Source organism: Comamonas sp. E6 (assembly GCF_001010305.1).
Taxonomy (GTDB): domain Bacteria; phylum Pseudomonadota; class Gammaproteobacteria; order Burkholderiales; family Burkholderiaceae_C; genus Comamonas; species Comamonas thiooxydans.
Window position 1 is genome coordinate 1 of record NZ_BBXH01000034.1, and the last position, 17,494, is coordinate 17,494.

24 protein-coding genes are annotated in these 17,494 nt (G+C 57.3%); 11 read left to right on the forward strand and 13 right to left on the reverse strand.

Going from position 1 to position 17,494, the window contains the following annotated elements; genetic code table 11:
- The 10 genes from CSE6_RS23525 to CSE6_RS23570 form a co-directional block, all read right to left on the reverse strand.
- Positions 1 to 1,691, reverse strand: a 1,691-nt coding sequence (locus tag CSE6_RS23525) for a terminase large subunit (RefSeq protein WP_059441623.1), incomplete at its 3' end; no start/stop codon positions are given.
- Positions 1,684 to 2,166, reverse strand: coding sequence for a phage terminase small subunit P27 family (locus CSE6_RS23530; RefSeq protein ID WP_003063500.1), 483 nt, complete (start codon positions 2,164 to 2,166; stop codon positions 1,684 to 1,686). The genes CSE6_RS23530 and CSE6_RS23525, both read right to left, overlap by 8 nt.
- A gap of 146 nt (positions 2,167 to 2,312) precedes the next feature.
- Positions 2,313 to 2,711, reverse strand: a complete 399-nt coding sequence (locus CSE6_RS26340) for an HNH endonuclease (RefSeq protein WP_202967610.1) — start codon at positions 2,709 to 2,711, stop codon at positions 2,313 to 2,315.
- A 471-nt stretch (positions 2,712 to 3,182) separates the two neighbouring features.
- Positions 3,183 to 4,172, reverse strand: coding sequence for a hypothetical protein (locus tag CSE6_RS26590; protein ID WP_238585788.1), 990 nt, complete (start codon positions 4,170 to 4,172; stop codon positions 3,183 to 3,185).
- Positions 4,172 to 4,480 carry a DUF4406 domain-containing protein gene (locus CSE6_RS23545; protein ID WP_059441625.1) on the reverse strand — a complete coding sequence of 103 codons (309 nt, stop codon included), beginning with the start codon at positions 4,478 to 4,480 and terminating at the stop codon, positions 4,172 to 4,174. The genes CSE6_RS26590 and CSE6_RS23545 overlap by 1 nt, the downstream gene beginning before the upstream one ends.
- Complete coding sequence (locus CSE6_RS23550) at positions 4,471 to 4,728, reverse strand: hypothetical protein (protein ID WP_059441626.1); 258 nt, start codon at positions 4,726 to 4,728, stop codon at positions 4,471 to 4,473. Before CSE6_RS23550 ends, CSE6_RS23545 begins: the two co-directional genes overlap by 10 nt.
- Positions 4,725 to 5,078: a DUF1064 domain-containing protein gene (locus CSE6_RS23555; RefSeq protein ID WP_059441627.1), complete on the reverse strand. Its 354-nt coding sequence runs from the start codon at positions 5,076 to 5,078 to the stop codon at positions 4,725 to 4,727. Before CSE6_RS23555 ends, CSE6_RS23550 begins: the two co-directional genes overlap by 4 nt.
- Positions 5,078 to 5,647 carry a hypothetical protein gene (locus tag CSE6_RS23560; protein ID WP_059441628.1) on the reverse strand — a complete coding sequence of 190 codons (570 nt, stop codon included), beginning with the start codon at positions 5,645 to 5,647 and terminating at the stop codon, positions 5,078 to 5,080. Before CSE6_RS23560 ends, CSE6_RS23555 begins: the two co-directional genes overlap by 1 nt.
- Positions 5,644 to 6,495, reverse strand: a complete 852-nt coding sequence (locus tag CSE6_RS23565; RefSeq protein WP_152668633.1) for a hypothetical protein — start codon at positions 6,493 to 6,495, stop codon at positions 5,644 to 5,646. The genes CSE6_RS23560 and CSE6_RS23565 overlap by 4 nt, the downstream gene beginning before the upstream one ends.
- Entirely contained in the window at positions 6,492 to 6,968 is a 477-nt protein-coding gene (locus CSE6_RS23570) for a phage regulatory CII family protein (protein WP_034358852.1), read from the reverse strand. Before CSE6_RS23570 ends, CSE6_RS23565 begins: the two co-directional genes overlap by 4 nt.
- Before the next feature lie 165 nt (positions 6,969 to 7,133).
- Here CSE6_RS23570 and CSE6_RS23575 point away from each other — a divergent pair, with 165 nt between their 5' ends.
- Positions 7,134 to 7,604 (forward strand): hypothetical protein, encoded by a 471-nt coding sequence (locus CSE6_RS23575; RefSeq protein ID WP_059441650.1) that lies wholly within the window; start codon positions 7,134 to 7,136, stop codon positions 7,602 to 7,604.
- 2 nt (positions 7,605 to 7,606) lie between these two features.
- Here the strand turns inward: CSE6_RS23575 and CSE6_RS23580 are convergent, their stop codons facing one another.
- The gene (locus CSE6_RS23580) at positions 7,607 to 7,876 is read right to left on the reverse strand and encodes a hypothetical protein (RefSeq protein ID WP_059441630.1); all 270 of its coding nucleotides are present in this window, start codon (positions 7,874 to 7,876) and stop codon (positions 7,607 to 7,609) included.
- Here CSE6_RS23580 and CSE6_RS23585 point away from each other — a divergent pair.
- On the forward strand, positions 7,875 to 8,090 hold the full coding sequence (locus CSE6_RS23585) for a hypothetical protein (protein WP_059441631.1): 216 nt from the start codon (positions 7,875 to 7,877) through the stop codon (positions 8,088 to 8,090). The two genes, CSE6_RS23580 and CSE6_RS23585, sit on opposite strands and share 2 nt — an antisense overlap.
- 15 nt (positions 8,091 to 8,105) lie before the next feature.
- On the opposite strand, the gene CSE6_RS23590 is transcribed toward CSE6_RS23585, so the two are convergent.
- A complete protein-coding gene (locus CSE6_RS23590; RefSeq protein WP_059441632.1) occupies positions 8,106 to 8,354 on the reverse strand; it encodes a hypothetical protein in 249 nt (82 codons plus the stop codon).
- Positions 8,355 to 8,426: 72 nt separating this feature from the next.
- Between CSE6_RS23590 and CSE6_RS26345 the strand changes: the two genes are divergently transcribed.
- The 7 genes from CSE6_RS26345 to CSE6_RS23640 all read left to right on the forward strand — a co-directional run bounded on the left by CSE6_RS26345 (position 8,427) and on the right by CSE6_RS23640 (position 14,118).
- Positions 8,427 to 9,173, forward strand: a complete 747-nt coding sequence (locus CSE6_RS26345) for a helix-turn-helix transcriptional regulator (RefSeq protein ID WP_083994802.1) — start codon at positions 8,427 to 8,429, stop codon at positions 9,171 to 9,173.
- 116 nt (positions 9,174 to 9,289) lie between these two features.
- On the forward strand, positions 9,290 to 9,622 hold the full coding sequence (locus tag CSE6_RS23605) for a hypothetical protein (protein ID WP_059441633.1): 333 nt from the start codon (positions 9,290 to 9,292) through the stop codon (positions 9,620 to 9,622).
- Between the two features lie 453 nt (positions 9,623 to 10,075).
- Positions 10,076 to 10,255: a hypothetical protein gene (locus CSE6_RS23610; protein WP_057091911.1), complete on the forward strand. Its 180-nt coding sequence runs from the start codon at positions 10,076 to 10,078 to the stop codon at positions 10,253 to 10,255.
- Between the two features lie 852 nt (positions 10,256 to 11,107).
- Positions 11,108 to 11,326 (forward strand): hypothetical protein, encoded by a 219-nt coding sequence (locus CSE6_RS23625; RefSeq protein ID WP_034377706.1) that lies wholly within the window; start codon positions 11,108 to 11,110, stop codon positions 11,324 to 11,326.
- 24 nt (positions 11,327 to 11,350) lie between these two features.
- Positions 11,351 to 11,530 (forward strand): hypothetical protein, encoded by a 180-nt coding sequence (locus CSE6_RS23630; protein ID WP_080747090.1) that lies wholly within the window; start codon positions 11,351 to 11,353, stop codon positions 11,528 to 11,530.
- Positions 11,531 to 13,750: 2,220 nt separating this feature from the next.
- A complete protein-coding gene (locus CSE6_RS26255; RefSeq protein ID WP_165571722.1) occupies positions 13,751 to 13,888 on the forward strand; it encodes a hypothetical protein in 138 nt (45 codons plus the stop codon).
- A gap of 32 nt (positions 13,889 to 13,920) precedes the next feature.
- On the forward strand, positions 13,921 to 14,118 hold the full coding sequence (locus CSE6_RS23640; RefSeq protein WP_034383909.1) for a hypothetical protein: 198 nt from the start codon (positions 13,921 to 13,923) through the stop codon (positions 14,116 to 14,118).
- 1,143 nt (positions 14,119 to 15,261) lie between these two features.
- On the opposite strand, the gene CSE6_RS23650 is transcribed toward CSE6_RS23640, so the two are convergent.
- Complete coding sequence (locus CSE6_RS23650) at positions 15,262 to 15,693, reverse strand: hypothetical protein (protein ID WP_238585790.1); 432 nt, start codon at positions 15,691 to 15,693, stop codon at positions 15,262 to 15,264.
- Between the two features lie 147 nt (positions 15,694 to 15,840).
- Between CSE6_RS23650 and CSE6_RS23655 the strand changes: the two genes are divergently transcribed.
- Both CSE6_RS23655 and CSE6_RS26595 read left to right on the forward strand, forming a co-directional pair.
- Positions 15,841 to 16,776: a recombination-associated protein RdgC gene (locus CSE6_RS23655; RefSeq protein WP_059441635.1), complete on the forward strand. Its 936-nt coding sequence runs from the start codon at positions 15,841 to 15,843 to the stop codon at positions 16,774 to 16,776.
- A 94-nt stretch (positions 16,777 to 16,870) separates the two neighbouring features.
- Entirely contained in the window at positions 16,871 to 17,119 is a 249-nt protein-coding gene (locus tag CSE6_RS26595) for a hypothetical protein (protein WP_238585791.1), read from the forward strand.
- The last annotated feature ends 375 nt before the right edge of the window (positions 17,120 to 17,494 follow it).

The following is a 17,494-nucleotide window of genomic DNA, read 5'->3' on the forward strand; positions in this document are numbered from 1 at the left end:
TAGATGCTGGCCTCTTGCTCGGCCTGCTTGCCAGGCATTGCGCGACCAATCGCCATGATCAGTGCTACGGCTCCGTCAATCTTGTTGTCGTTGCCTTGCTTGATAGGGCGCACGATGTCGTCATTGCCGACCAGGTGCTTGCCGATCACATTACCCATGCACCAGCTCATGAGCGGGTTGCCGTCGTGATGAAAGCGCCCTGACATGATGGCGGCCTCCAGCTCCTTCATCGGATCGCTCATGTTGGTGTAGTTCTGCACGATGGTGATCGGCAGCAAGCCTTCGTCATCAAGCTGATGTGCCAGGTTGGTAGCCCCGTGCGGATCCATGGGCGAAGCTTCGACAGGATTGAGCCTTGCAGCATCCTTGGCTTCTTCCAGAATTTCGCGGTAGTCAATCTCGGCACCGTCGGTGGTCAGCAGGTGTCCTGTGTTGACCCACTTCTGCAAGCGCTCGGCCATCCGCCGGTTGTCGCTGTTGTGGACCGTATCCTCTGGCACCCAAAAGCGCGGCGCAATGCTGTAGTAATGGCGTTTACCGTCAATGTCGCGCCAGAACAGCCGGGCCATGCTATTCATGTCCAACTTGCGAGCCAAGTCGAACGACAACACCACAGACTGGCCCTCGAAATCCGCCAGGTTCAGCGTTTCATCCTCACACGCCTCCCACTGGGTCATGTTGAAGTAACCGGCTTTGGCCGTTACCCAGAGACCCAGGTGCTTGGTTTTGAAGGTGTTGGTGAAGCGTGCCTGCTGGATGGCCCTTCGCTGCTGGCTTTCCAAGTACTCCTGATAGACCGACACGCCGATATTGGGGTTGGCCTTGGCCAGCACCTTTGGATCTTTCCAGTCATCCTCTGGATCAACGGTCCAGATCCAGCCAAACAGCTCGTCGTTGGGAACGGTGCCGTCGAGCATCTCCACCACTTCGCGGCGTTTGTCGTAGCACGGGCCTTCGATGTTGTAGCCAGCCGTGGTGATGATGAACATCAGAGGCTGTTTGCGCGCGCCCATGCCCGTGAGCATGGTGGTGTAGAGCGCATCACTATCGTGCTCGTGGTACTCGTCCACGATGGAGCATGAGGGACTGGCGCCGTCACCGGGGTTGCCAATGATGGGCTCAAAGCGACTGCCGTCGCCTGGCTTGTTCAGGTTGGAGGCATTGACCTCGATGCCCGCAGCCTCCAGCAACATGGGTGATCGCATTGCCATCAGTCGCGCCGGCCTAAACACCTCCCATGCCTGCTTTTCTGTGGTCGCCCCAGAGTAAACCTCGGCGCCAAACTCGTTGTCGGCCGCAAACATGGCCAGGCCCACACCTGCGGCGATAACGCTCTTACCGTTCTTGCGATTGACCTCCCAGTAGCTTTCACGAAAGCGGCGAAGACCATCCTTTTTGCGCTTCCATCCAAAGGTGCAAGCCAGACCGAACTTCTGCCACGGCTCCAAAGTGATCAACTGGCGCTTGAAGCCCCATTCGCCCTTGGTGTGCGGCAGTAGCTCAATCAGAGCGATCTTCTTCTGCGCCTCCTTCGCATCGAACTCGTAGGGGTAAGTCTTGCTTTTGCTGGCCAGCAGATCATCCAGATGACGCTGGCAGGCCTGCCGGACATATCGACACGCCGGGATCTTGCCGGCAACAACGGCCTTGGCAAACTTATTGGCTGCATCCACCGCCGGATATTTAGCCATTGATGACCCCTGCAAATGGGTTGTCGCTCTGCTTCTTCTTGCCTGTCCCCATCATTCGCTGGCGACTAGACGGGTCCAGCCCCAGCATCCCGCCATAGCTGGCCATCATGGCCGTCGCCTCTTTGAGGGCTGTCGCTGCGGGGTTCTTGATCACGCCGCCCATGGCTCCAGAGACCGTCACTCCGTTCTGGGCAATATCCGCCTGGGCCATCCGAAACTGGTCATAAGCGGAGCAGTACACCTCGAGGTTCTGAATATCTGTCGCTGCCAAAATGCGCTCCTTGCACAACTGAGGCGCCACGGCTTCCCAGAGCATCCGGCCGTTGTCTCCCATCCAGTCGGGGCAATCGATATTCAGAACTAGTTCGAAGTCCGGTTCAGCTTGATTGAGAGCACGCTTGCCTGGATTACCAGCTAGCAGCTTCTTTGCCGTAGGTTTGGGGCGACGGCCAGAGCGCCCAGCAGCACCTGCCATCGGGCCTCCAGTTAAATTTCATATTTCGCGGGCGTAAAAATTCGACGAACCGGTCGGTCTAGAGGGCGGTGGTGCCCTGGTTTCGACCCTCCCCCTCCCTGCCAGGAACCACCCAAGCGGCACGTTGCAGCCTTCCGGCGAGGCGATCAGACCAAGAGCGAGGTGAACAACCCCTGTGACTCACGCGCCGTTTTGACGGAGTGACAAGCCTTGCAGATCGCCTGCAGGTTTTCTCTTGCGTCTACCTGTTCTCGGGTCCAGCCCAACCGCTTTGCCTGGGCCTTCGAGACAATGTGATCGACCTCTTGCGCGGCCGACACCGCACCGAGCTTGAGACATGGCTGACACAAGCCCGTGTCGCGTTGCATCACCCACTCTCGAATCTTTTGCCATGCATAGTCATAGCCACGCGCCTTGGCTGACTCACGCCTCGGATGATTCCAGCCGCTGGCTTCGGACTGATGGGCATCGCAGAACCCCGACGGCGAGCGCGACAGGATGTTGCAGCCTCGATGGCGACAAGGCTTGTTAGGACGCTGAGGCATTACCAACCTCTCCCGGATGCCGCATCGCCTTTGCGATGCACATCTCCACAAAACACGCAAGGGATAACACCTAGCGACCTCCTGCACCAAAAGATCAGAATGGAATCACTCATCAGAAGCTCCATCCAGAGAGAGATCACGACTGAAGTTCATTTACACCCTCTTCTATCGGCAAGTTTCAGTGAGTGAAGGGCCTACTTAGTAGGCCCTTTCTGTTGTTTGCCGCAGAACTAGGTGACGCCACCGAGTGATCCGCCCCTGAAGCAATGTGCGTGATCGTCGGGCGTGCTCGGTGGCAGCGAACCGGGAATAAAAAAGCCGCCGAGGCGAACCAGGCAGCAGATGCCGGCTTTCGGCCAGCAAGGAGACAAACGAAAAAGCCCCAGCGGCTAGGCTGAGGCTTCGGAAATTTTGGACGCAGTTATCCCGGTCCGCTTCGTATTCTGCCAAAAAATTGTGGGGCGTCAAGCATCAGAGCACGCCTTTTGCGATGAGCCCGCGCGTGAGCATGTTGCGGGCCTCCAGTAGCAGCACCTGCAGTTCCTCCCGCCGTGTTGGCAGGCGCGGGCTGCTCCAGACTTGGGCGCGGCAGGCCAGGTTGCGGGCCATGAAAGAGATTGCCGTGCGGTGTGGTTGCGGGATTGCGTCGATCACGGCATCCACAGCCTCCAGATCTGCGACCTCCCACACGCCGCCGCCTCCAGGGCCAAGGCTGCAGGACACCGACCTATTCCCGTAGCCAGACCCCACTCTGGTGTTCGAGCACCACTGGTGCCACTCTTGCAGGATCTCATTCACTACGGGGCTCGCTTCGCCTATGTCGATCTGCTGTGTTGCTGTGCTGCTCAATGCTCTCTCCTGCTTGTTGTGCTCATCTGCCTGAGACCGGGACTCGACCCATCTCGACAATGAGGCCGGCCACAGGCCAGCCTTCAGAACCTGCTCGCGCGTAAAGCGCCCGGCCTCCAGGCCGTACTCGCGGTGGGCCTCGCGCCCCCCACTCTCGAGCAGCCGGTAGTTGTCATAGGCCACATGGCAGCCCTCAATGCCAGGACGGCTGCAGCAGAGCGGGAACCCCGTTCGGTCGTCCGTCTTCAGTCCCAGGCCCTTGCCGTAATTGAGGTGGGCGTGCTGGCTGTAACCCTCAATACCGCACCACATGCATGGCAACTGCGCGACAAGACGGCGGTAGGGCTCGCTCTCGAGGACCTTCTCCTTGCGCACTGCAACGCCCGTGGCGCCAGCGCCGGGAACCATCACCACACTGGCTGGCACCATCTCTGCCGTGGCCCGGGCGCTCTCCAGCTGGCGCTGGGCACGCTCCTGCAGCCGCTGCTCACGACTGCTGGCCTGGCCGGTCTCGAAGTGGTGGCCCTCGTCCTGCTCATCACGGAGCCCTGCGCCAGCCCATGTGCCGCGAGACTTGAAACCCTTGCCGGGCTTGAGCGGGGTGCGGCGCATCAGCATGCCGCCTCCTGAAAGTCATGCACCTCCAGGCCCAAATCCAGCGCCAGCCCATGCTCGATGCGGGCGCCACGGGATCCGCGCCAGCCGGGCAGCATGTAGAGGCAGTCGCAGGCTGCGATCTGGCGCAGCGACATACGCATGTAGCCCTGCCATGTACCGCAGGCGGGCCGGGGGTTCTCCGCAGGGTTCTCAACGTGGTGCCCCTGGGCGCGCAGCACAGCAGCTGCAGCATGAAAGGCCGAGTAGTTGAACTCGGGCAGGCCGCTCATGGGCCCGGCGATGTAGATGCGCTTCACCACCATGCGCGCCCCCTGTCCTCAACTGCCACCAGGCTGCCGTAGTCATCGACCACGCAGACCATGCTGCTGCCCACCTGCACCCGGTTGCAGCATCGGTTCTCCATCCAGTGCTCGATCAGGTAGCGGCCATCGCTCAGGCGGTCATAGGTCGGCCACACCAGCCGCGTGATGCGCGAGGTACTGGGCGGCTTGCGCAGACCGGCCAGCGGCACGACCTTGCCAAAGAATGTGGGATTCAGTGCCTGGGTCATTTGATCACCCGCACTTCCCGCCCCAGCAGAGCCTTCATCAGATGGCGCTTGATCTTGAATTCAGGGGTCTCCACGCCCTTCACATCCTCAATCACCTCTGTGCCCTTCTCCAGGTACACGAAGTCTGCGATATAGCGAATGGCGGGCCGGGCGCGCCCAGCGCCAGCAAACTTCACCGACGGGACCATCTCGAACACCACCTGCCGGCGCAACTCACTGATGTGGCCGGCACGCTGCAGCATTTTCAAGTGACCCCAGCGGTTCAACTCGGCCAAGCTGTCGAACTTGGTGCCATCCGCCGTGATGACCTTCCTGTTGCCGTACTTGTGGCCAGAACGCTTTGCAAGCATCAATGCACACCCCCGTGCTGTTTGTTCATGCCCAGGGCATCCATCGCTGCCATGCGGGAGTGGCGCGTCACTGTTTGATCGCCATGATTGATGCGAGCAATGATCTTTCGAGCCCAGTCCTTGTCGTCACCCTTGAGCTCGAACGGTACGTCCAGCAGGCGCTCCACCTTGGGCGCGGGCAGCGCCAGCAGGCCGCTCTCTTCAAAGTAGGTCTTGCGGGGCGTCAGGGCCTCGCAGACCTTTTCAAACTGGGGGAGGCTCGGCGGAAACTCCGGGCATTCGCGCTTGATGCTCTGGAAAGCTGCCTCGATCACGTCATCCGTGAACTTCGCCAAGTCCGCATCCCAAACCAGCTGCGCAGCCCGCACCCCTTTGTCCTCACGGCGTTCGTTCAGTTCGCCGGAGCTGAACTTGGCCAGGAATGCTGTGCCGTAGGCGCCCTGCAGCACCACAAACAGCTTGCGGATGCGCTGCGATGCTTCGGGGCGCGGCGCCAGATGGCCTTGCTGCTGTCCGGCGCTGTGCACGGCACGAGATGCCAGGCTGGAGATTTCGTGGCTGCTTCTCATAGCTCAATCCCTTCAAAGATGGCCTTGCCGGCACCGGCGTATTTGCCGGCTGCTGCGGACGCAGGTGCCATGGATGGACGGCGCGCTGCGGGCATTTCGGTGGCTCGGCGGATCCAGTTGCGCCAGGTGGCGCCCCAGTCAGCCTTGCGCCCGTCCTTGCCCGCCTTGGCGCGCCAGTGGTCGGCAAACATCGCGGCCTGGCGGCGCACCTCTTCCTCGGTCAGGCCGGCATGTTCGGCAATGGCCCAGTCACCCCAGCTCTTGGGCAGCTTCCAGTCTTCGGGCAGACGTGTTCCTGTCGCTGTCTTGCCCCTTCCCTTCGCCTCTTCTGGCTGAGCCGGAGGCGAAGTGTCACGGTCAGCAGCACCTACAGCCTTTGAATAGTTAACTGTCTCTTCTTTATCTGTATCTATATCTGTATCTGTACGCGTGACATCCGTACCCGTCACGCGTGACTCATCCGTGACCTCATCGTGACCGCCCTCTTCTCCCTCTGAAACAGCATCTTTTTTGCGCTGGCGCTGGCGGCGTTTGCGCTCCGCTGCAGTGGTGTCGGTGTCGCTGCGCATCTGCAAAGCGGCCCACTTGGAGGGCTGCAGGGTGGCCTGTTCAATCAGTCCAACCTCAGCCAGGCGGCGGGCCACCTCTTCCAGGCTGCGCACATCCAGACCCAGCTTCACGGCCACTTTGCGCATCAGCAGCGCAGGGGCGTCGCCTTTGTCCAGCAGCCCTTCACCCTTGAGGCACAGCAGGGCAACAAAGTGCCAGCGATCCTCAAAGGCCAGCAGCTTGAGCTTGTCGTCATCGACCATCCGCGTGTAGGTTCGGAACCATGGGAGCTTGCTCATCGTTCTGACCTCGCGTTATCTGCTGCGTGCTCTGCATCCAGGGACTGCTGAACAGCGAGTAACGCAGCCACGGCCTCGGCGATCTCACGCTGCACCACGCGCTTGTCGTTGTCGCTGACGTTGTTGTCGGCCTTCGCCATCGTGGTTGCCATCAGAACGTCGGCGCATTCACGCACAGCGATGGCTGCGGATTTGGAGAGGCACTTTTCAGCACCAGGCTGGGCCTCGGGCAGCGCCAGCATGCCGGCGTTGAATGAGAAGACCGTGCCCAAGGCATGCGCTTCAGCGCTACCCGCCTCACGGCACATAGACGCAATCTCTTCAGCGTCAGCGAGGCCCATCTTGTGGCTCGGAGAAACGCCGCTCAGCTCCTTGCGCAGAACTTCATCGGATTTATTCAGACGGGTAGCTAAAGCAGCACGGCCGCCCGGGTAGTTGGCGACCATGCGTCGCAGTGCATCAAGAGCATTCATGTCGTCCGGACTCCGAGAAAAAGGACGTTGCGGGCTGTGCCGCCGAGAAAGACACTGCCTGCATGCAAACGAAAACAGGCCAGAAGAGAGGAAAAGGTGCCCGCCGCACCCTGGGCTATGCTGGAAGCTCCTACACAACCAACACCAGAGAGGGCGGACAAGAAAATGGACTGGACAGCAATCGGCGGCATTACTGCTTCAATCTCCGCGGCAAGAGACATCGCCAAGGGATTGAGTGCAACCCGCGACGCCGCCCTGATCAACGAAAAGACCTCTGCCCTGTTGGAGCAGTTGCTCAAGGCGCAGGAGGGACTCCTCGCTCACAACACCGCTCTTTTGCAGCTCCAATCGGATCTGGCCAAGTTGCAAAAGGAAAATCTGGAACTGAAGGCAACCATCGATGAGCGCGGCAAATACACGCTGGTCACGCTCGCTAGCGGTGCAGTTGCGCTGCGCAGCAATCCCGCCAACAACCCCGCTGGGGCCGCAGAGCCAGGAATCGATGAGGCGCCCCACTATGTCTGCCAGCCCTGCTTCTCCATTGGCAGATCTGTTGTGCTCCAGCGCACTTGGTTCATGGGTACCGACAACGGACTTGCCTGTCCCGTCTGTAAAGCCCAAGTCTTCGATAAGTGACATCACTCCACCTCCTTGGTTGAGGTGGATGGCTGCGCCAGCTCAGCTATTAGTTCCCGGATGTCGGCAGGTGCGGGGAACCTGCGACCGGTCTTCAGCCACTCAAAAAGTGCCTGCACTACAACTGCTTCATCGTCGCAGCCGACTGCCATGAAGAACAATTGCATCGGCTTGGCAGATGTAAAGGCTGCATGGCCAAAAATCTCACTACAGCTAGTCAGCAGCCCCATTGCCTTGGAGCGCGGGCTATTCAGAAATTCAGGAGCATTCATGGCTACATCTTTCAAAGATCACTCCGCTACGGAGATCGAAGAGACAATAAAAAAGGCTCTAGAGGAACTGCTTGGAGCACCTATTGCTGTGAACATCACGCACATAAGTCACCAGCGGCCAGAAGGTGCGGCAGCCTTTTTGACAGAATCAAAATGGAGTGCGCAGTTGGATATGTGCATCGCACATGCGCCGCCGGAGCTCTCCCCGCTCTGACATAGAGGCTTGGTCTCACTCAGCATGACGGCATGGCTGCGCCAGCTCATGGCCGGATGGTCGCGGGCGATGCGCGGCTGTAGCCTCTGCCAAGTCGATTCCGGCCAGTGCTTTGCGATATGCAGCCTTCAGATACATCACCCGAGCGCGAGGAATTCCATCCTTCTTCCAGTCGCTGACGCTGGGGGGCTTGATGTCAAAGATCCGTGCGACGGCAAACGTCCCGCCGAGCGCGTCAATTACCTTGGTTGCGGATGTGTTCATGTCTCAATTATTAGGAGTCGCTAATCACATGTCAATAGCCACTCCGAATACTCAACCTGTTAGCCTTTCCTAATGACACTTGCAGACCGACTATCTATCGCCATGGAGCACGCCAAGCTATCCCAGGCTGACCTGGCACGCGCGTGCGATGTGAAGCCACCCAGCGTGCATGGATGGCTCAATGGAAAGTCAAAATTTCTGCGTGGCGAGAATTTGCTGAAGGCTGCATCGGCGCTTGGAGTTAATCAGCAGTGGCTTGCGACGGGCGACGGCTTGATGGTTGGCGCGCGTGGAGATGCTCAACATCAGATTCATGGTCACGATGCCGACGTCAACGCTCGTGCTCTATCGGCCTATGGCGCAGTGCCCATGTATCACGCACCCGATGCTGTGATCGTCCCTCTCTTGTCGAACTGCGGCAGCATGGGCCCAGGCTCCGAATTGCTAGAGTCAGATGTCATCGTGGGTGACTTGGCTCTCTCGCCGCACTGGATTAATCAGCAAATCAGGCCGCAGAACCCCCAAGAGTTGCGCTTCATCCACGCTTACGGGGACAGCATGGCACCAACGTTCACCGACGGGGATGTCCTGTTAGTTGATACCGGTATCGGTGCGCGCGACCCCAGTTCTCGAGAGGGTGTATATGTGTTGCGCGCAAACGATCGCAATTTCATCAAACGTGTCACACCGACATTTGATGGGAAGCTGCAGGTGACCAGCGACAACCCCAGCGCAAAAACTGTTCAGACTCTCAATGGTGATCACCAAGTGGATGTTGTCGGGCGCGTAGTGTGGGCATGGAACGGGAAGCGACTGTAGAGATGTGTCCGCATTCCTGGCCCCGTCAGAGGGCGTAGCAAATTCAACCTGGCCAATTCCAAAGCCCTCCGGTGAAACACTCTGATACGATTCCCCTTAGTAACTATGGGAGATGTATGCAGAAATTTCTATTGATTGCCGCTGCTGTTGCGACCATGTCTGGATGTGCAACAAAGAACTATGGCCGCCAAGGCGAGCTGACTACATTCGAGCAGCAAACAATGACCTGCCGCGAGATTGAGCTGGAGACAGCCAAAGTTCATGGCTATCTTGATCATGTGGAGAAGGAAAGCCAGTTCGATGGCCGCTCGGTCTTGTCTTTCCTGGGTGATTTTGGAATTGGCAACACCATGGAAAAGAGTGCTGCGATGGAGGCTGCCCAAAAAAGGCTTTCTCAACTGCAACTGGCCAGATCCGCCAAGAGCTGCGGACAGGTTGCCGAGAAGTAACCACCGCCTCGGTACACATAGCCCGCCTAGAGCGGGCTTTTTTTCGTCTATGCGATTAGGCCCACGAAGCATAGGTAGCTAGTCCTTAAAAAAAAAATAATTAGCCACTCCTATTGATTTTATTCTTAGCTAGTCCTAATATTCGATCCAACGCCGCCAAACCGCTGCGCTGGGTGCCAAGTGATCGAGCCAGCACCTCAGGTCCTTAAAAAGCCAGAGATTCAATGCACGTCGTGAGACACGCTGCGCCCCGATGACTTTCCGGAACGCGCCGCGACTCTGCCGCCCCGAAGCGGTGGATGGTGCTAACCGGCGCAGATAGTGATCTGCATAAAGCTGCCAGAGCGAAGCGCAAGCCAGTGACAGTGGGAGATATGCGCCGCCACCCGGAGCGCATCCGGGGTTCAAACGAAAGCCTTGCTAGCAGCGCTTTCGTTTGAGTACAGTGAACCTATGACACGCATAAACACAACCGAAATCTGGGAGCGGCACGGCTACAAAGTCGAACGCATTGAGCAAGTGATGGGCGCGCCCCAGCGCAATGTATATGGGCCCGACGGCGTGCTGCTGATCGAGGACGCTGAGTACACCCAGGAAACCGAAGCGCTGCGTGACCTCGGTTTCATCGACTGATCTCGGCCACAGCTGCGCCAACATGGCTGGTGTCTATTTTTCAAGGGCACCGTTTAAGGTCATTTAAAAGAGTACGGTGGGACAAGGCAGTCAATCTTGACCAGCCACTTTAGACCGGAGGTCTATTTGTCAGGTAACCCCATTCCCATCTCTACCCCATCCTTTTGGGACACCTTGAAGCTGATGTTCTTTTTCACGGATGGGCTCCCTGCCCCACAGGAACAAGGCAAACCGCGCGTACCGAAAAAAAGGAACGAAGAAGAGCAGCGGCAGCAACGCAAACAGTAGCGATATGGACAGACGTTTTGTCGCGTCAGGGCTGGGATGGTTGCGTCGAGCAGCCGTTTAGAAAGAACGGCCAAGCCACCTTCTCGGTTGTTTTCCAGCAGCGTTTAAGGTCTTTAAAAAGCGTACTGTGGACACATGCAAGTCATCTTGATTTGCTGCTTTAGACCGGAGGTCTATATGTTTCCACTCCTTGTGTACCAGAGGTACGTCGCATTCTGGCGCGACATGTGGTCGATCATCCTCGAGCCCATCTCTGAGCTTCCGCCAAGCCCTTCAAGTTTCGAACAAGAGCCTTCCGCCAAGCCCGAAGCGCAGCAGCCCGCGCACCATGCAGAGGCAACCACGGACAAGGCCTGACTCCACGGCTGCTTAAGCCTGAAGAGCAAGAAATCCGGATCCTGAGCCACCTTTCAAGGTGGCTTTTTCGTTGTGGAAGCGACTGCGAATGACGCCCCGCGGTTCATTCCTGACGTGGGCTTTGAGCGCGCCGTTTAAGGGTATTAAAAGGAGTACTGTGGTGTGAGACGGCCTATCTTGGACCGCCAACATAGACCGGAGGTCTATATGTCTTTCATCGACAAAACCATCTTCAGCATCCGCTCCCGATGTCCCGACGTAAAACAGGAAGTCGAATCCCGGAACGTGGCGGATGACGACCGAATCTTTCACACGCCATTTCAAACGGATGCACAGTTGCAGGAGGACTCTCCTGAACAGATGCTGCGAAAAAAAACGAACCGCCTCTTGCTGCAAGCGGTCCTCAACAAAATCTCCGCCACTTAAGCAAGCATCTGATCGGAGGTTTATATGTTTTCACTACTTGGCTACAAACGACAGACCGAGTTCTGGCGCGATATGTGGTTGATGCTTCTTGAGCCAACCTCAAAGATTCATCCTATCCCATCCAATCTCGATCAAGCCCCTTCACCACAATCAAAAGCTCAGCAGTCCGGTCCCCAGGCGCCTACCATCAACGACATGACCTGACAAAAGAGTACTTGGAGATCTGGCGAGCGCCCATAGCTCGCAGTGATAGACCGGAGGTCTATATGTTAGTAAGCCGCATCCCATCGTCGTTCCTGAAAGTTTGGAAAACAGTCAAACGAGTTTTCGCCAGGGGCGAGGATTTACCCACTCCACCCAACATCGAGCAGTGCGGGCCTCCTGAAAAAGACAAGAGGAGGCAAGAGGAGAGGCAATCGCGCATGCGCCATAGCTATCGGTACTGGTAGCAAGAGTGCTCGACAGCCCCCACGATTAAGGGCTTCATTTTCAACAGCCACCTTCTAAGGTGGCTTTTTTGTGCCCGGAGATCTTGAGATGTGAGCATTCAGCCAGCATGTGGCATACATGTGCCCTCTCCCGCAGGGCTATAGCGGGGCCATCAAGAAAGAGCGCGGTACAGAAAACCTCAACCGGGCGTGGATTTGGGCAATCCGAGATGCCGCCTCCGACTGACCGCAAGCCGGGTGTTCTGCTCTTTTTCTTGATGGTGCCGGGGGTCGGCTCCCCGGCTCTTACAAACCAGGCCTGCAAGGGCTTGGCTGGAATACTGCAAGAGGGTAATCGCACCGGTCTTAGGTGCCCATCATGACCACCCCGGGAAAGTAGCGGGGGCTATCTGGCGTGACTGCTCGAGCAGGTACGGCAGTTCAGGAATGGGCCTGGGCTGGCGGCAATCAGGAACGCGACGCTTGCGTCGTGGCGACAGTGGTCACGCCAGATGGCGAAGAGCTCGTTTGTGACCCCACGCAGATATTGATTCTGTGACTCTCTTTGGGCAAAATTTTACGCAATGAACCTGTTTTGCCGGGCCTGGGGTCACAGACTCCTTTCACTTCCTCTACTTGCCCAGGCATGACCAAATAGGTCACCGGCTTTCTATTCGCGCCCGCTGCAACCGCTCGCGGGCTTTTTGTTTTTCCACATGAGCTTGCATGCAATCGACTCCAGCCGCTATTCCTACACAAAGCCGCTGCTCGCCGCGCAATAGGCACTCACCGGCCTTGACCTCGCATGCGCCTGTCCCAGCAGCAGGGCTGAAGCGGGTTCATCAAAATAGCAAATATGTATTAATTTGCTTCTATCAATAGAAAATACTGACAGCATCAGAAATTGGTGAAAGTATTCACCTTAATTGATGTCTTTGAATGAGCGCAGCTACTCAGGTGTGAGAGAAGCCTCCTTAAGCCACCCTCCGCAGGGTGGCTTTTTTTGCCCTGAATTCAGGGGCATCTGGCGTGACTGCTCGAGCAGGTATGGCATCCCAGGAATTCGCCTGGGCCACCATCTATTGGGAGCGCGGCGCGGCTTCAGCGTCGTGAGCGACAGTGGTCACGCCAGATGGTTCTACTCCTCTTTGCTGTAAGACGAGCTCCTATTGATCGCCCGAAAAGCATCATGCAGAATTCGACGCCATATTCCTGTTACGCCGGGTCTGGGGTTAACTCTCCCTCCCTTTCTGACCTCTTCCCCAGGCAGGGCCCGAAAGGGTCACCGGCTCTTTATTCAAGCCCGCAGCAACCGCTCGCGGGCTTTTCTTTTGTGGTCACGAGTGCTTGCGCAAGGTACTGAATCTTGATCAGTGAAATGCCTAGAGTGCGCCCCACAATTCGACGAGGCCGACCAAGTAAGACAGCCCAATCACAAGACAGATACCAGATGACACGAGCCAGAAAGTCTGCGTGTTTGCAGGGAACACCGGTTTGAGAAGTGGGAAAGCAACTGCCCGCGCAAGATACACGGCACAGATAGCGGTGAGAGCGAGTTTGGTCAGCGGCAGAGGCTCAATGACGCCAGCCCCGGCCAATGCGTAACCCGCCCAAATGAACAAAATCATTGCAATGAAAAGAGTTATCAATGCTGGCCGAGGTTTTCCTTGCTCGGCAGCTCGAACCATCCGCTCACTCGCTCCCATCACCCGGTATGCGGGAGTGCCAATTGCGATACACGCCAAGTGAGCTACTGCGGCAAACGCGCTCAATGCTCCGCCGACGACTAGCGCGATTGATCCCAAACTAGACATAGTCCTCCCCCCATTGATTCTGATGAATTGTCAGCATATCAAGTCGCTATTCCCGATTGATTACGGCAGCTTCAGCGGCGCTGATAGAAACTTGACCGCCTAATCACCACGAGAAGCACCTCAACTCAACCAAGGCCCGCAGCACCCGCTCGCGGGCTTTTTCTTTGCCCTCAGGAGATTCCATGCATTCGACTCCATCCCCTGCCCACACCACAAAGCTGCTGCTCGCGGCGCAATGGGCGCTCACCGGCTTCGGCCTCTTCTGCCTGGTTGGCGCGGCCGTAGTAATGGCGCTCACGCCGGAAGCATGGCCCCTTTAAGCAGCAACCGCTCTATTGAACAGGAGATCCTTATGCTAAAGACGATTCTTGACTCCCTGCTGGTCATCGTTGGCGCCCTGCTCCTCGCAGCCTGGCTGTCCGCGCCCGATGCCCAAGCCGATGAACCCCAAAGCATCACACAGAGCATGCGCGACGAGTTCGCCTGTCCGGGCATGCACGCCGAGTGGCTGGACGATAAGACTGTGCAATGCTTGAAGGAACGCCCGTAATTTGACATCCACAAGACCTCACCGAAGAAGGTGCTTACTTCTTCATCGCCCCAAAACATAGACAATAAACATTGAAGCATTCAGCGCAATAGCTTGGTTCAAACCTAATTTCTCAGCCCCTTGTCTGAGAACCCGCACTCAAGCAGTCCACTAGCGAGCTGTAGACCTCAAGGTGTGCGATGAATGCGATTGAGTTCACTCCAATTAAAAAGAGACAGAGGCTTATGACCAAGCCACCAATCCAGCTTGTGCACTTACCGTCGAGGCGAAGTAGGAAGCGCAACCTGTCCCTCGTTCGAGGCTTCATACTGAGCGGCCTCGCGATCCTTGCGACCTGCGTAGTTTTAGCAGGCTGCAAAGCTGAATCAGGAACGGGACTCGACAAAACTGCTGCGTCCTTCAAAAAGGCAGCCGTTAGTGCCTGGCAGTGCCCTGGAATGAAAGCTATTTGGCTCAGTGAGAATATCGTGAGGTGCGTCAGAGAAGAGCCATAAGCAAGTGAGTCGCGCGCCCTGGCGAAGCGCTGTATAGAAGGATTCGATCAGCAAGAAACCACCGGCACGACGATGCATGTCTCATCCGTTCTGCTTGATTCGGGCAGGAATCAATACACGCTATATGTTGCTACGAACAAAGAACGGACCATCTCCGCCAGTCCATGGCTGCCGATCAGGGCCATACATCCATCGACCAATGTCCCCTCCCATGTTCATGGATCCCATTGCACAACTGGATCGCTGATCAGCCATCGAGACAAATTCAGGCCTCGACAACGCTGCACAGCCAGTAAGCGTAGTGGCGAGGATGGAAATCACAAGAAGCACTTTCATGGCGTCCCCAAAGAAAGTTGAGCCTCTAGGCTACTCACTCCAAAGCCAGAGTGAGTTCTTGTTGGACCGCTTCTTGGCTAACTAGTTCATCTGACAGCTCGCATGCACGCGGGCTATTTTGTTGATGGAGGCCCGATGCTCAAGAGCATGATCATTGAACGCACAGCTGACAGTTAGAGAGTGGCTCAACGAAAAGAACTCCCGCAAATACAGCCGTGAGTTCATCGTGCGCGGCTGCCATTTCTGCCCCTCGGCATGCCGAGAGGCTGGGTGAGAATACCGTGCAGCGTCTGAGGTAGGCTCCTGCCGAGAGCTATTGACCGCTGTAGATCACCTTTTCCTGCTGGGTGCTCAAGATGCTGTCCATCATTTGCTCTACGGCATAAAGGTACTGGACATTGGACACAGGGCCTCGAGCATTCGGCGATAGCCATGCATGGGCGCGCTCCATGGATGCTGATGTGAAGAAATACTTGTCAAGCGCGGTATCTCTGCGGCCTCTAGTAGCCGCAATGCGCTGAGCTGCAACGTCCAAGTAGAGGCAAAAATCACGCGGCTGTAGCCAGCATTCAGCCACTGACTCTTTCAACCCGGCTAGTCCATGTAGTCGATAAGTCTTCAAAGACTCAGAGGCTGCTTTGTTGACTTCACTAGCGACAGCATTGGAGTTTTGCCCGAAGCACTCCAAAGCAAATGACGAAGCGCACATTGCCGCGACGCCAACCGCAATAGCTTTAGTTTTCATGGCCTGCAACGCCTCACTAAAACGCGATTTAACTATCTTATTTTGATAGCACCCAAGACATTATCTAAAGCCTAGCAGGTCGAAGCATCTCAATTCTTAGTGGAAAACCATTGCCCGCCATATGCGGGCTATTTTTTTGGAGCTTCAATGTTTAAGAACATGATCATTTACCGCATTGCCGAGAGCTGGCAAAGCGATCTGCAGGTGCTGGAGAATGCACTGCAAAAGACAGTCTTTGAGGAGTGCGGCGCCACACAGGAGCGCTCCGTGGGCTGGGTGCCGCCGCGCGGCGAGCAGCACGGCCCGCTGGTCGAGTCCGTGGCCGGTCAATGGGTCATGCGCTTCATGACCGAGGCCAAGGTGCTGCCGGCCAGCGTGCTCAATCGCAAGGTCAACGAAAAGGCCGAGCACATCGAAAAGACCGAGGGCCGCAAGCCCGGCAAGAAGGAAAAGCGCGAGCTCAAGGACGAGGCCAAGCTGGATCTGCTGCCCATGGCCTTCACCAAGCAAGGCAGCATGTGGGTCTGGATCGACCCTCAGGCGCGCACCCTGGTGCTCGATACCAGCGCCCAGGGCCGCGCCGACGAGGTGGTGACACTGCTAGTCGAGGGTCTCCCCGGCTTCGCCCTGGCACTGCTGGACACGCAAACCAGTCCACAGGCCGCCATGGCACATTGGCTGATGACCCAGGAGCCGCCCGCAGGCTTCAGCGCCGACCGCGAGACAGAACTGAAAGCCTGCGACGAATCAAAGGCCGTGGTGCGCTACGCCCGCCACCCGCTGGATATTGATGAGGTGCGCCAGCACATCGAGCACGGCAAGCTGCCCACCAAGCTGGCCATGACCTGGGACGACCGTGTGAGTTTTGTGCTGACCGAAGGCCTGCAGATCAAGAACATCGCGCTGCTCGATGCCGTCATGGACGGCAACAGCAAGGATGACAGCGGCTTTGATACCGATGTGACGATTGCCACCGGTGAGCTCTCGCGCCTGATTCCGGATCTGATCGAAGCACTGGGCGGCGAAGGCCGCAACCGCCTGGGCGACCTGCCCGCCTCGCTGGCTGGCAGCGCCAGCAACTGATCACCCATTCATAGATCTTTATGAGCAGGGCTAAGTGCCCACATCAATGAATCGACTGCTCGCCAATGAGCGGGCTTGTTCTTTGGAGGCCTCCATGAGTCTGACTTTTGTGAACCACAACGGCGATCCGATCTCTGCCACTCGTATGGCCACCATGCGAGCCCAAGGCGCGGAGCTCGAGCGCCAGCGCCGCCTGGCGGCCAAGGCGGATCCTGTGTCCGTACACAAGGGCTGGCGCGTCTCAGGTATCGCGCCTGGCCTGCTGGATGAAGCAAAGCAGGCGCACGAGCGGCTTTGCCAGATGGCGCAAAAGGCCGGAGGCAAACCGCTAGAGCGCCTTTGATGAACCTGCATGGCTGCGCACCGCCAAGCGCACTGCGGTGCGCAGCAAGCCCTACCTCCTTCAAGAAGCTGCGCAGCAATGCAAAGAGCTGGCCGTCAAGGCGGGCTGGCTTGAGGTGCAGATCCAAGAAATCAAGAAGGTTGTTTCTTAAGCGATGCCGCAAAAATCACAGCCCCGAGCAACGCTGCCGACACGGAAGACTTTTAGACCCTCATAGCACCTGCTAACTCCCATACAACAGACGAGTGTGCAGGTTCACAGCACAACATCTCGTAGGCCATTCGAGGTGGCATGTCAGCTGAGGTGAACCGGAATTCAAACTGTATTCATTCAGATGAGGATTTAGTGCATTCGCTTTGGCCACCGAAATAAGCG

Excerpts from the sequence above, each read along its gene's own strand:
- CSE6_RS23530 (WP_003063500.1), bottom strand. The coding sequence starts at position 2,166 with ATGGCAGGTGCTGCTGGGCGCTCTGGCCGTCGCCCCAAACCTACGGCA.
- CSE6_RS26340 (WP_202967610.1), bottom strand. The coding sequence starts at position 2,711 with ATGCCTCAGCGTCCTAACAAGCCTTGTCGCCATCGAGGCTGCAACATC.
- CSE6_RS26590 (WP_238585788.1), bottom strand. The coding sequence starts at position 4,172 with ATGCGCCGCACCCCGCTCAAGCCCGGCAAGGGTTTCAAGTCTCGCGGC.
- CSE6_RS23545 (WP_059441625.1), bottom strand. The coding sequence starts at position 4,480 with ATGGTGGTGAAGCGCATCTACATCGCCGGGCCCATGAGCGGCCTGCCC.
- CSE6_RS23550 (WP_059441626.1), bottom strand. The coding sequence starts at position 4,728 with ATGACCCAGGCACTGAATCCCACATTCTTTGGCAAGGTCGTGCCGCTG.
- CSE6_RS23555 (WP_059441627.1), bottom strand. The coding sequence starts at position 5,078 with ATGCTTGCAAAGCGTTCTGGCCACAAGTACGGCAACAGGAAGGTCATC.
- CSE6_RS23560 (WP_059441628.1), bottom strand. The coding sequence starts at position 5,647 with ATGAGAAGCAGCCACGAAATCTCCAGCCTGGCATCTCGTGCCGTGCAC.
- CSE6_RS23565 (WP_152668633.1), bottom strand. The coding sequence starts at position 6,495 with ATGAGCAAGCTCCCATGGTTCCGAACCTACACGCGGATGGTCGATGAC.
- CSE6_RS23570 (WP_034358852.1), bottom strand. The coding sequence starts at position 6,968 with ATGAATGCTCTTGATGCACTGCGACGCATGGTCGCCAACTACCCGGGC.
- CSE6_RS23575 (WP_059441650.1), top strand. The coding sequence starts at position 7,134 with ATGGACTGGACAGCAATCGGCGGCATTACTGCTTCAATCTCCGCGGCA.
- CSE6_RS23585 (WP_059441631.1), top strand. The coding sequence starts at position 7,875 with ATGGCTACATCTTTCAAAGATCACTCCGCTACGGAGATCGAAGAGACA.
- CSE6_RS23580 (WP_059441630.1), bottom strand. The coding sequence starts at position 7,876 with ATGAATGCTCCTGAATTTCTGAATAGCCCGCGCTCCAAGGCAATGGGG.
- CSE6_RS23590 (WP_059441632.1), bottom strand. The coding sequence starts at position 8,354 with ATGAACACATCCGCAACCAAGGTAATTGACGCGCTCGGCGGGACGTTT.
- CSE6_RS26345 (WP_083994802.1), top strand. The coding sequence starts at position 8,427 with ATGACACTTGCAGACCGACTATCTATCGCCATGGAGCACGCCAAGCTA.
- CSE6_RS23605 (WP_059441633.1), top strand. The coding sequence starts at position 9,290 with ATGCAGAAATTTCTATTGATTGCCGCTGCTGTTGCGACCATGTCTGGA.
- CSE6_RS23610 (WP_057091911.1), top strand. The coding sequence starts at position 10,076 with ATGACACGCATAAACACAACCGAAATCTGGGAGCGGCACGGCTACAAA.
- CSE6_RS23625 (WP_034377706.1), top strand. The coding sequence starts at position 11,108 with ATGTCTTTCATCGACAAAACCATCTTCAGCATCCGCTCCCGATGTCCC.
- CSE6_RS23630 (WP_080747090.1), top strand. The coding sequence starts at position 11,351 with ATGTTTTCACTACTTGGCTACAAACGACAGACCGAGTTCTGGCGCGAT.
- CSE6_RS26255 (WP_165571722.1), top strand. The coding sequence starts at position 13,751 with ATGCATTCGACTCCATCCCCTGCCCACACCACAAAGCTGCTGCTCGCG.
- CSE6_RS23640 (WP_034383909.1), top strand. The coding sequence starts at position 13,921 with ATGCTAAAGACGATTCTTGACTCCCTGCTGGTCATCGTTGGCGCCCTG.
- CSE6_RS23650 (WP_238585790.1), bottom strand. The coding sequence starts at position 15,693 with ATGAAAACTAAAGCTATTGCGGTTGGCGTCGCGGCAATGTGCGCTTCG.
- CSE6_RS23655 (WP_059441635.1), top strand. The coding sequence starts at position 15,841 with ATGTTTAAGAACATGATCATTTACCGCATTGCCGAGAGCTGGCAAAGC.
- CSE6_RS26595 (WP_238585791.1), top strand. The coding sequence starts at position 16,871 with ATGAGTCTGACTTTTGTGAACCACAACGGCGATCCGATCTCTGCCACT.